Source organism: Pectobacterium parvum (assembly GCF_020971565.1).
Classification (GTDB): domain Bacteria; phylum Pseudomonadota; class Gammaproteobacteria; order Enterobacterales; family Enterobacteriaceae; genus Pectobacterium; species Pectobacterium polare.
This window is the reverse complement of the sequence record NZ_CP087392.1, coordinates 2,974,463-2,985,891: the sequence shown is the minus strand read 5'-3', so window position 1 is coordinate 2,985,891 and position 11,429 is coordinate 2,974,463. Positions and strand designations below refer to the sequence as shown.

Here is an 11,429-nt window from a genome sequence, read left to right as displayed (position 1 = left end):
AGATGATGCGCGCTCTGGCAGCAGCCTTGCTGCCACTGGCACTCTCGTTCAGTGCCATCGCGATGCCAGGTAGTTGGAACGGAAGTATGTCAGGAATAAAACTTGATCATCGTGGCGAAATGGTTACGACGTCAGCTTTTGTTCCTAACATAGCGGTTAATCCAGATGAAACGATTACGACAATATATTGGCGGCACATGATTGATTCTGCGATACCTGTGGGGCTTGTTGTGAAACTGTGTTCACAATCGCCGCAGCGCTGTGTTGACTTAGACGGAAGTGGTGACGGGCAAACTCGAGCATTTGACGGATTAGCGGCTAATAATGAGTTTCGTTTCGTATACTACATTGAAGGGAATGGACGTATTAATCATACGTTCAGCGTGCGTACGATCGATATTGCGGTAAATTACAAGTAGGTTTTTAAGCGGTAATTTAAATAACTGGCTGTTTTAAAAGATGAAAAGTCTCTGCCAGAAATGCAGAGACTTTTAGAATGTAATTTTTCTACCACCAACTGTCACGCCTTTCGACTGACCATCCGGACCATACAGACCCTGGCCATGGCGAGGCTTCAATATATTGATGGCTTCATTCGTGTAGGCAATATGTCGGCTAAGCAGAAGACCATTGTGCTGATTCTGGTCATTCAAACGTCTGGTTAACTTTTGTACTTGCTGCCAGTAAGCCGATAGTTTTTCAATACCGTCATAAGGCGCTTGCAGCTTAAGAGTCGACTCAGTCTCATGGCGCCGTGTTTCCAAATGCTGCATTGTCGCCAGCAGAGAAGTTTTCTTCTCTGTCACCTGTTGCAGAGCAATGCTGTTAATGTGGCCAGCGCAAAGCAGCGTTTGCTCTTCGGACATAACAACATTGAGCTCACGTAGGCTGCTCAGCAGTTGATCCAAAATCGATTGCAGATTTTCCATAAATATTAATTACCTGCTAAAAAATCCTGAGTCTCTTTAAGCAACGCATCCGCGATTTTTCCGGCATCAATTTTAAGTGAGCCATCACGAATTGCCTGCTTTAAGGTTTCAACGCGGTTCATGTCTATGTCCTGCGTACCCGGTTGCATCAATTTTGCCTGCGCGTCGCTCAGTTTTACCTGAGTTGCGCTAACTTCAGACTGAGCTTCAGCCTGTTTACGTTTAGCTTTAGCGACATCGCCAGATTCGCGTTGCTGAACTTGACTGACCGGCTTCAGTGACTGGGTGCGATCAATACTCATAATACATCCCTCTGATTTGAGGATAAATGGTTAATCATCAATGTTTTACAGAATTCTCATCACATTGGTGTTCAATTTTAAAACGTCATCAGTAATGACTCTGTACCTATCATCGGCAAACATGAGCAAATCTTTAATTAATTACTGTGAGATCAGAATAATCCCATCTTCGTTTGTGATTCCGCTGACTATTTGTCCATTTGCCGTTCTGACTCTGACCGCTTGTCCGGCTGCCGCGTTGTTCATGGCCTTTCCTTCGCCATTAATTGTGAAGCCTTCCCCTTGGGCGATAATCTGCACTGACTGACCTGCCTTTACGACCCAGGCGCGTCTGATCATGGAGGCGGTAATAACCTGGCCAGGCGTGAGATCGCGCAAAAGGACTGCGCCCTGTGCGCCAGGTAACGTCAGTATAGGGCGCAACGGTAATAAATCGAGCCGGCCTTTTGTCAAACGAATGTCTTTTTCCGTCAACGTGGTTCCACGATTTATAAGCCGAGCACTGGTGACATAATTCCCTGTTACCTGAACTTCGGTTTGAATGAAGCGACGCTGTTGCCCGCAGCGTATGGACAGGCTCACATTACCCCACATTTTCGTATTCCCGGGCAGCGTGATTTGGGGCGCTTCGCACTGTGGCCATTGCGATTCTGGCGATTTTACCACAACGTTTACGGTATTCGTGCTTCCCTGAAAGCGTGAGGCGAAAAATTGGTTGATCTGTGCAGGAAGGTCGTTCGCATTGACAGGGGCACACAGGATGAAAAAACAGGACGCCGCCAGATAGAGGTAATAATGTATTGTTTTCATTCCTGTTCGGCTCTCCTGATTCAGATTATATCGGGCATTAAGTGTAACAATGTCAGCGTGAGGTTAAGGCAATAAATAGCGCTGCATTTGGTGTCTATTCGTTCGATGGCATAGCCACCATGAGAATTATCCTACTCACTCCAAATTCTAACTTGCGGAGGGAGCATGCTTGATAAATTAGACGCCTCGTTGCGGTTTCAGCAGGAAGCGTTGAACTTGCGTGCCCAGCGGCAGGAAATCTTGGCCGCGAATATTGCTAATGCGGATACGCCAGGCTATCAGGCCAGGGATATCGATTTTGCCAGCCAGCTCAGTAAAACGATGGAGCAAGGGCGGGTGAACGGTACGGGTATCGCGCTGAAAACCACGTCTGTACGGCATATACCGGCACAGAATTTTCAGCCGCCGGAACTTGATTTGCTTTATCGCGTACCCGATCAGCCTGCGTTGGATGGCAATACGGTCGATATGGACCGCGAACGCACTAATTTTGCCGATAATAGCCTGAAATATCAATCCAGCCTGACCGTTCTGGGCGGACAGATTAAAGGCATGATGTCAGTCCTGCAGTCAGGTTCGTGATCGTAGCGCGATAGGAAGGTAAAGATTCATGTCGTTATTAAATATATTCGAAATTTCAGGCTCAGCGCTTTCTGCGCAATCTCAGCGTCTGAATGTGAGCGCCAGTAACCTGGCTAACGCAGACAGTGTGACGGGCCCTGATGGCGAGCCTTATCGCGCCAAGCAGGTTGTATTCGAAGTGAATGCCGCTCCGGGGCAGTCTACGGGTGGCGTACGCGTTTCCAATGTTATTGAAGATCCATCACCTGCTCGTCTGGTTTACGAACCGGGTAATCCGCTGGCTGATGGGCAGGGATACGTTCGCATGCCGAATGTTGACCCAGTGGCTGAGATGGTAAACACCATTTCTGCATCGCGCAGTTATCAGGCAAACGTCGAAGTCTTGAATACGACAAAATCGATGATGCTGAAGACGTTAACGATCGGGCAATAATCGGGAGGCGAAATAATGTCTATAACAACGAATGATACGTCCTCGGCAACGAGAACACAGAGCACATCGAATACTTCGATATCTACACCGGTAGAGAAAAACAGCGGTGCTGACCTACAGAATCAGTTCCTGACACTTCTTGTTGCACAGCTGAAGAATCAGGACCCGACGAATCCGATGAGCAACGATCAGTTGGTAAGCCAACTTGCTCAGCTTAATACGGTCAGCGGTATTGAGAAGTTGAATACCACATTGGGTTCTATCTCTGGTCAGATTAATAACAACCAATCCATGCAGGCAACAACGCTGATTGGCCACAGTGTCATGATCCCTGGAAAAGACATTCTTGTTGGTAAAGAAACCAGTACCCCCTTTGGCGTGGAACTGGAAAAAGCCGCAGAGGTTGTTACCGTCACCGTTAATGATGCGACAGGTAAAGCTGTTCGTACGATCGAACTGGGTACGCTTTCTGCTGGCGTTCACTCATTCAACTGGGATAGTAAACTTTCTGATGGCACGGTTGCGCCTGATGGGGCTTATACCTTCACTGTTGCTGCCAGTACTGGCGGCGCGCAGCAGGTTGTTCAACCATTGAGTTATGCGGTGGTAAATAGTGTTATTCGCGCTGATGGCGGTGCATTACTGGATTTAGGACTACGCGGCAGAGCCACCATGGACGATGTCCGGCAGATTCTGTAACGGTGTAAATTTCATGTTATTCCAGTGAAATTCACTATCTGGAATATGACTTAATCAATTCTCTGGAGAGCGACATGGGTTTTTCTCAGGCGGTCAGTGGTTTAAACGCGGCATCTAATAACCTGGATGTTATCGGTAATAACATCGCTAACTCAGCGACAGTGGGTTTTAAATCCGGGACCGTCACATTCGCTGATATGTTTGCGGGTTCTAAAGTCGGTATGGGTGTGAAGGTCGCATCGGTATTGCAGGATTTTGGTAACGGTACTGTGACGTCGTCCTCACGAGACCTGGATGTTGCGATTAGCGGCGGTGGTTTTTACCGTCTGCAAGACACCAACGGTTCGACTTATTACAGCCGTAATGGTCAGTTCATGCTGAACGGTCGTAATATCGTCAACGCGCAAGGTATGCAACTGACGGGCTATCCGGTCGCCGGTACGCCGCCAACGGTGCAAACGGGTGCCGATCCAGTACCGTTGACGGTTCCTGATGGGGACATGTTGGCGAGCGCAACGACAATCGCATCAATTAAGGCTAACCTGAAATCTTCAGACGCAGTCCCCACAAATGCCTGGGCTACAACGCCAGGTGCGGAAGGCACCTACAACAGCAAAACGGCACTAACAACCTATGACAGTCAGGGTAATGTGCATAACTTCACCCTGTATTTTGTTAAAACGGCAGACAATACATGGCAAACGTATGCTAAGGATGACTCCATTACTCCCGCCGTGTATCAAAATGCAGGAGCATTGAACTTTGCTTCTAATGGTGCATTAACGGGGCATACGCCTTTCGACATCGACCTTGTTGGTACGAATGGTGCTGCTACAGGTAAATTCACTCTCAATTTGACTGGCAGCGTGCAGCAAAATACCGAATATAGCTATAAGAGCCCAACTCAGAACGGTTTCGCTCCGGGGTCGCTGACCGGTTTTGCTATCAATGACGATGGCACGATCGAAGGCAGCTACAGCAACGGTCAGAAGCAGGCGCTGGGTCAGATCCTGCTGGCTAGCTTTGCCAACCCAGAAGGTTTATCGCCTGAAGGCGATAACGCCTGGTCTGAAACGGCGAGTTCTGGTCAGGCTGTCGTTGGTCTGGCAGGTACCGGAAGTCTGGGTAAACTGATCGGCAAATCTACCGAAAGTTCAAACGTTGACCTGAGTAAAGAGCTGGTCAGTATGATTGTTGCGCAGCGTAACTACCAGTCAAACGCGCAAACTATCAAAACGCAGGATTCCATTCTGCAAACGCTGGTTAGCCTGCGTTAATTATCCTAACGGGGACATTGCATGGATCACGCGATTTATACGGCAATGGGGGGCGCAAGCCAGTCATTGGAAAAGCAGGCAATTACTGCGAACAACTTGGCTAACGCCTCAACGCCGGGTTTCCGGGCACAGCTTTCCGCACTGCGTGCTGTACCGGTAAATGGGTTGACACTGCCCACCCGAACGCTGGTTGTCGCTTCAACGCCTGGCGCTGATATGACTGAAGGCGTGATGAATTATACTGGCCGTGCAATGGATGTCGCTTTACCGAAAGAGAGTTGGCTGGCAGTGCAAACGGCTGATGGCGGTGAAGCGTACACCCGTAATGGTAATATGGAGATCAGCGCTGATGGGCAGTTGACTATTCAGGGGCGTGTTGTGATGGGCGACGGTGGACCGATTGACATTCCTCCGCAGGCTCAGATCAGCATTTCTGCTGATGGTACAATTTCTGCTCTTAACGCTGGGGATCCGCCGAATACGATTGCCCAGCTGGGGCGTTTGAAGCTTGTTAAGGCTACCGGACAAGAAGTTGAGCGGTCTGATGACGGGTTATTCCGCTTGACGCAGCAGGCTCAGCAACAACGTGGTAATGTTCTGCAAAACGATCCTACTGTGCGTATTATGCCGGGTGTGATCGAGGGCAGTAATGTGAACACGGTCGATACGATGGTCGATATGATTGCCAATGCTCGTCGCTTTGAAATGCAGATGAAAATCATTAGCAGCGTCGACGATAATGCACAACGCGCTAATCAGATATTAGCAATGGGTTAAGCGCCGAGTGCGCACAGGAGTGAATAAATGATCCGTTCTTTGTGGATTGCAAAAACCGGCTTGAATGCTCAGCAAACCAATATGGACGTTATTTCCAATAACTTGGCAAACGTCAGCACTAATGGTTTCAAGCGTCAGCGTGCGGTATTTGAAGACTTGATGTACCAAACAATTCGTCAGCCTGGGGCTCAATCTTCAGAGCAAACCATGCTACCGTCCGGCTTGCAGCTGGGTACAGGTGTTCGTCCGGTATCAACAGAGCGTATTCATACTCAAGGGACCTTTTCCGAAACGGGTAACTCTAAAGACGTTGCGATTAAAGGTCAGGGATTCTTTCAGGTTCAGCTGCCTGATGGGACAACGGCTTATACGCGTGACGGCGCCTTCCAGCTTGATGGTAACGGCCAGTTAGTGACGTCCAGCGGTTATCATGTTCAGCCCGCGATTACTGTTCCGGCGAATGCGACCGAACTGAATATTGGTCGTGACGGTATTGTCAGCGTTAAAGTGCAGGGACAGGCGGCAACAAACCAGATTGGCCAGCTGACACTGACGACCTTTATTAATGATAGCGGCCTTGAGAGCATGGGTGAGAACCTGTATCTGGAAACCGCGAGTTCAGGTGCGCCGAATGAAACAAACCCAGGTTTGAATGGCGCGGGCCTGCTGTATCAGAAATATGTCGAAACCTCCAACGTCAATGTGGCAGAGGAATTGGTATCGATGATTCAGACTCAGCGAGCCTATGAGATCAACAGTAAAGCAATTTCTTCTTCTGACCAAATGTTGCAGAAATTGACTCAGCTGTAATGGGTGACCCGCTAATTTCAGGAGCGAGAGCGGGTGCTCTGGCTGCCTGATAGTAGCAATGTAGACAGTGTTTAACGGGGTAATGATGGCCATTGGCACCAGATAGGTGCTGCAGATATGGTTTTGATTTACCCCGTGAATATGTGAAATAGATTAATTTAAGGCGATATCCGCAGTGATAATGAATGCAAAGTCGGTTATCAAACCACTCCGCCGACACCGTCTGTTGGCATTGATCGCGATGTTAGCACTTAACGGTTGCGCCTATATTCCGCATGATAAAGTTGTCACTGGGCCTACGACTGCTCAGCCTGGATCGCCTGTATTAGCGGGTCCTAATGGTTCTATCTTCCAAACCGTGCAGCCGATGAATTATGGCTATCAGCCAATGTTTGAAGATCGTCGCCCACGTAATATTGGTGACACATTGACGATCGTGTTGCAGGAAAATGTGAGCGCCAGTAAAAGCTCGTCAGCCAATGCTGCTCGTAATGGTTCGTCAACGTTCGGTGCAACGGTGGTACCGCGTTATCTTGACGGGCCGTTGGGTAATAATCGTGCGTCTCTGAATGCGACAGGAACGAATGACTTCACTGGGCAGGGCGGTGCGAATGCGAACAACACCTTCAGTGGCACGATTACGGTCACGGTTGGTCAAGTATTAGCTAATGGCAATCTGCAGGTCGTTGGCGAAAAACAAATTGCAATTAATCAGGGAACAGAGTTTATCCGTTTCTCTGGGGTAGTTAATCCGAGAACCATTAGTGGTAACAACTCGGTACCATCAACCCAGGTTGCGGATGCGCGCATTGAATATGTCGGTAATGGCTATATTAACGAAGCGCAAAACATGGGCTGGTTACAGCGGTTCTTCCTCAATGTTTCTCCGTTCTAAGCTTAAGAGGCCTGCCATGCGGATTGCATCATTTTTCACTGTACTGCTGACGTTACTGACGCTGAATATTGCCCCTGCGTCGGCAGAGAGAATTCGCGATCTGGTGAATATCCAGGGCGTACGCGGTAATGCGTTAATTGGTTACGGTTTAGTTGTTGGTCTGGACGGCTCTGGTGACCAGACCATGCAGACGCCGTTTACCACGCAAAGCTTGACTAACATGCTTTCCCAGTTAGGGATTACTGTTCCTGCCGGTACCAACATGCAGTTGAAGAATGTGGCGGCGGTTATGGTAACGGCGGAACTTCCGCCTTTTGGCAGAACAGGCCAAAATATTGATATCGTGGTGTCTTCACTCGGTAACGCGAAGAGCTTGCGTGGCGGGACGCTGTTGATGACCCCATTGAAAGGGGTCGATAACCAGGTATATGCCCTCGCTCAGGGGAATGTTTTGGTTGGCGGTGCTGGTGCTTCTGCCGGTGGAAGCAGTGTTCAGGTTAACCAACTTGCTGGCGGTCGAATCAGCAATGGTGCCGTCATCGAGAGAGAGTTGCCAAGCACGTTTGGCACGTCAAATACAATAATGCTGCAACTGAAGAACGACGACTTCTCGATGGCGCAGAAAGTCAGCGATGCAATTAATCGCTCTGGATACGGTGGTACTGCGACCCCGCTGGATTCTCGTACCATTCAGGTACTTGCTCCGCATGGCAACAGTTCTCAGGTTCGCTTTTTGGCCGATGTCCAGAATATTGAAATCAACGTCGGTATTCAGGATGCCAAGGTGATTATTAATTCTCGTACTGGATCTGTCGTGATGAACCGCGATGTCACGCTGGATAGCTGTGCTATCGCTCAGGGTAACCTCTCTGTGACGATCAATCAGCAGGCCAACGTTAGCCAACCTAATACCCCATTTGGCGGTGGTCAGACGGTGGTTACGCCGCAAACAGAGATTTCGGTTCAGCAAGCGGGTGGGGCTTTACAGCGTGTCAATTCCAGCGCCAACCTCAACAATGTCGTGCGTGCATTGAACTCTTTGGGTGCGACTCCGATGGAGCTGATGTCTATTCTGCAGGCGATGCAAAGTGCTGGCTGCTTGCGTGCCAAACTGGAAATTATCTGATGAGTGATATGCAGACGCTGAATAACGCAGCCTATGATGCGCAGTCCCTGAATACGCTGAAGCGTGAAGTTTCAGGCAATCCTCAAAGCAAAGAGGGCATCAGGGCAGTTGCGCAACAAATGGAAGGCGTGTTTGTACAATTGATGATGAAAAGCATGCGTTCTGCGATTCCGCAGGATGGGCTTTTCAACAGCGATCAGACGCGTCTGTATACCTCAATGTATGACCAGCAAATTGCTCAAGAGATCTCGACTAAGGGCAAGGGGCTTGGGCTCGCGGATGTTATGGTTGAGCAATTGACCCGACAATCGCCAGATGCTACGGCGGCTAAAGCCGCTGTTCCATCTGTTCCATTAACATTTGATGGTGATGTGCTTAAAAGCATGCCAACCGCGGCCGTGGAACAGATGGTACGTAAAGCGCTGCCCAAATTGCCCACTACGGGTTCAGCGTTGCCGCTATCCAATAGTAATTTTGTGTCTCAGATTTCCTTACCTGCTCAGATTGCCAGCCAGCATAGCGGTATACCTCACCACCTCATCATCGCTCAGGCTGCGCTTGAGTCTGGCTGGGGGCAGCGTGAAATCCCTACCGAAGACGGGCGACCAAGTCATAACCTGTTCGGTATCAAAGCAGGCAGTAGCTGGAATGGGCCGACAACAGAAATAACGACGACAGAGTATGAGCAAGGCGTGGCCAAAAAAGTAAAAGCCAGCTTCCGAGTATACGATTCCTATATTGAGGCTATTGGCGACTATGTGAAATTGTTGACCAATAACCCACGCTATTCTGCTGTGATGAGCGCCGGAACGGCTGAGCAAGCCGCTCATGCGTTACAAAAGGCGGGTTATGCGACCGACCCACAATATGCCCAGAAGCTGGTTAGCATGATCCAGCAAATGAAGAGTTCTGGCGAGAAAGTGGCGAAAGCTTACACTCACGATTTGAGTCGGCTATTTTAATTTTTTATTCAAGATTTGCGCTTCCTGACCGATAAAGTAATTAACTTATGTAGCGTATTTGCTGCTTTCAGCATTTGGTTAATCGCGCAGGGCGACAAAAGCCTGTGTAAAAGGAACAACACCCTATGTCCAATTTAATTAACACCGCGATGAGTGGCTTAAAAGGTGCACAGGTTGCGCTGAGTACAGTGAGTAACAACATTAGTAATCAGGCTGTTACTGGCTACAGTCGGCAGAATGCGATACTTGAGCAAGCTATTAGCAGCACCACATCGGCTGGGTATATTGGTAACGGTGTCAATGTTGTTAGCATTAATCGTCAATACAATGAGTTCATCACTAATCAGCTGCGTGCGGCACAAACGACAAGCAGCTCGGTTTCTGCTTACTATGAGCAAATCTCCAAGATCGATAATCTTCTGGCTAGCAGCACAACGAGCCTTTCATCAACGATTCAGGGGTTCTTTTCTAACCTGCAAAACCTCACCAGTAATCCGGGCGACTCGTCGACTCGCCAAACCGTACTGGGCAAGGCTGAAGGGCTGGTAAACCAATTTAAAGTTACAGATAAATATTTGCGTGACATGGACAGTGGGCTGAATACACAGATTCAAAGTACTGTTGGCCAAGTTAATACGTATACCGATCAGATTGCGTCTTTAAATAATGAAATCACGAAGCTAATGGGCGCGAATAGCGGCACGATGCCTAATGATTTGCTCGATCAGCGCGATCTTCTTGTCGATCAGCTTAACAAATTAGTAGGCGTTGACGTTACCGTTCAGGATGGAATCGTCTATAACGTAGCATTGAAAAATGGTACCAATCTGGTTCAGGCTGGAATAAGCAATGAGCTGGTAGCCATCGGTTCAAGCAATGATCCAACGCGTCTGACTATTGGATATAAAGACCAGACAAACGATGTTGTCTCATTAAATGAGAGTACGTTAACTGGTGGTTCATTAGGCGGCTTACTTTCTTTCCGCACTGAAACGCTAGATGAAGCACGTGGCCAATTAGGGCAGTTAGCGCTGGCATTTGCCGATGCGTTCAATACCCAACATCAGCAAGGTTACGATCGTGATGGTGTTAAGGGCGGCGATTTCTTCTCTTTTGGTAAGGCTGTCGTTCTGAACGACAGTAAGAACGGGGGTAACGCGGCGTTAACTCCGTCTTACACCGAAACCAAAGATGTGCAGGCAACTAATTATGCGATTAAATACGATGGCGCTAATTGGCAAGTAACCCGTTTGTCTGATAATTCAAAATTCACGGCGGCGGTGGATACCTCTGATAACAGCCTGAACTTTGATGGCGTCAAAATGGTTATCACAGGGACGCCAGCAACGAATGACAGCTTCCTGCTTAAGCCGGTTAATGACGTCATTATCGATATGGCAGTAGCTGTTTCAGATCCTAATAAAATTGCGGCGGCATCCGTTAAGCTTGACGAAAATGGTGCTCCGGTTTTGGACGCAAGCGGTAATCCTGTCTTTGGTGGGGTAGGTGATAATACCAATGCTAAGGCACTGCTTGCTCTACAAAATGAGAAAATTGTAGGCGGGAAAGCGAGCGTTTCCGGAGCCTATGCTAGTCTGGTAGGTACAATTGGTAACCAAACTAGCACGTTGAAGATAAATAATACATCGCAGCAAAACGTTGTTAAGCAGCTGACAGCAGAACAGCAATCCGTATCCGGTGTAAACCTGGATGAAGAGTACGGCGATCTGATGCGTTATCAGCAATATTATATGGCAAATGCTCAAGTCATCAAAACAGCACAATCTATATTCGATGCGCTTTTAGCTGCCCGTAACTAGTTTGACC

14 protein-coding genes are annotated in these 11,429 nt (G+C 48.5%); 11 read left to right on the top strand and 3 right to left on the bottom strand.

Translation table 11 applies throughout. From position 1 onward, the window contains the following. Positions 1-2: 2 nt before the first annotated feature. On the top strand, positions 3-419 hold the full coding sequence (locus LOZ86_RS13430) for a flagellar protein FlhE (protein WP_230242132.1): 417 nt from the start codon (positions 3-5) through the stop codon (positions 417-419). 72 nt (positions 420-491) lie between these two features. Here LOZ86_RS13430 and LOZ86_RS13425 read toward each other — a convergent pair whose 3' ends face one another. The 3 genes from LOZ86_RS13425 to flgA form a co-directional block, all read right to left on the bottom strand. Beyond that, positions 492-929 (bottom strand): flagella synthesis protein FlgN, encoded by a 438-nt coding sequence (locus tag LOZ86_RS13425; protein ID WP_039485743.1) that lies wholly within the window; start codon positions 927-929, stop codon positions 492-494. A 5-nt stretch (positions 930-934) separates the two neighbouring features. Continuing rightward, positions 935-1,231: a flagellar biosynthesis anti-sigma factor FlgM gene (flgM, locus tag LOZ86_RS13420; RefSeq protein ID WP_010279542.1), complete on the bottom strand. Its 297-nt coding sequence runs from the start codon at positions 1,229-1,231 to the stop codon at positions 935-937. A 141-nt stretch (positions 1,232-1,372) separates the two neighbouring features. Next, the gene (gene flgA / locus LOZ86_RS13415) at positions 1,373-2,041 is read right to left on the bottom strand and encodes a flagellar basal body P-ring formation chaperone FlgA (RefSeq protein ID WP_103941490.1); all 669 of its coding nucleotides are present in this window, start codon (positions 2,039-2,041) and stop codon (positions 1,373-1,375) included. Between the two features lie 165 nt (positions 2,042-2,206). Here flgA and flgB point away from each other — a divergent pair, with 165 nt between their 5' ends. The 10 genes from flgB (at position 2,207) to flgK (ending at position 11,422) form a co-directional block, all read left to right on the top strand. Then, positions 2,207-2,623, top strand: a complete 417-nt coding sequence (gene flgB / locus LOZ86_RS13410) for a flagellar basal body rod protein FlgB (RefSeq protein ID WP_010279550.1) — start codon at positions 2,207-2,209, stop codon at positions 2,621-2,623. 28 nt (positions 2,624-2,651) lie between these two features. Continuing rightward, positions 2,652-3,056: a flagellar basal body rod protein FlgC gene (gene flgC / locus LOZ86_RS13405; protein ID WP_010279553.1), complete on the top strand. Its 405-nt coding sequence runs from the start codon at positions 2,652-2,654 to the stop codon at positions 3,054-3,056. A 15-nt stretch (positions 3,057-3,071) separates the two neighbouring features. Next, positions 3,072-3,755, top strand: a complete 684-nt coding sequence (gene flgD / locus LOZ86_RS13400; protein WP_039485736.1) for a flagellar hook assembly protein FlgD — start codon at positions 3,072-3,074, stop codon at positions 3,753-3,755. A gap of 74 nt (positions 3,756-3,829) precedes the next feature. After that, a complete protein-coding gene (gene flgE, locus LOZ86_RS13395) occupies positions 3,830-5,032 on the top strand; it encodes a flagellar hook protein FlgE (protein WP_039485733.1) in 1,203 nt (400 codons plus the stop codon). Between the two features lie 21 nt (positions 5,033-5,053). After that, positions 5,054-5,809 carry a flagellar basal body rod protein FlgF gene (locus tag LOZ86_RS13390; protein ID WP_039485730.1) on the top strand — a complete coding sequence of 252 codons (756 nt, stop codon included), beginning with the start codon at positions 5,054-5,056 and terminating at the stop codon, positions 5,807-5,809. A 27-nt stretch (positions 5,810-5,836) separates the two neighbouring features. After that, positions 5,837-6,619, top strand: a complete 783-nt coding sequence (flgG, locus tag LOZ86_RS13385; RefSeq protein ID WP_230242131.1) for a flagellar basal-body rod protein FlgG — start codon at positions 5,837-5,839, stop codon at positions 6,617-6,619. Positions 6,620-6,800: 181 nt separating this feature from the next. Then, on the top strand, positions 6,801-7,514 hold the full coding sequence (flgH, locus tag LOZ86_RS13380) for a flagellar basal body L-ring protein FlgH (protein ID WP_014915904.1): 714 nt from the start codon (positions 6,801-6,803) through the stop codon (positions 7,512-7,514). 16 nt (positions 7,515-7,530) lie between these two features. After that, the gene (locus LOZ86_RS13375) at positions 7,531-8,640 is read left to right on the top strand and encodes a flagellar basal body P-ring protein FlgI (RefSeq protein WP_039485727.1); all 1,110 of its coding nucleotides are present in this window, start codon (positions 7,531-7,533) and stop codon (positions 8,638-8,640) included. After that, on the top strand, positions 8,640-9,602 hold the full coding sequence (gene flgJ / locus LOZ86_RS13370; RefSeq protein WP_039538138.1) for a flagellar assembly peptidoglycan hydrolase FlgJ: 963 nt from the start codon (positions 8,640-8,642) through the stop codon (positions 9,600-9,602). Before LOZ86_RS13375 ends, flgJ begins: the two co-directional genes overlap by 1 nt. A gap of 125 nt (positions 9,603-9,727) precedes the next feature. Beyond that, positions 9,728-11,422, top strand: a complete 1,695-nt coding sequence (gene flgK, locus LOZ86_RS13365) for a flagellar hook-associated protein FlgK (protein ID WP_039485722.1) — start codon at positions 9,728-9,730, stop codon at positions 11,420-11,422. Positions 11,423-11,429 lie beyond the last annotated feature (7 nt).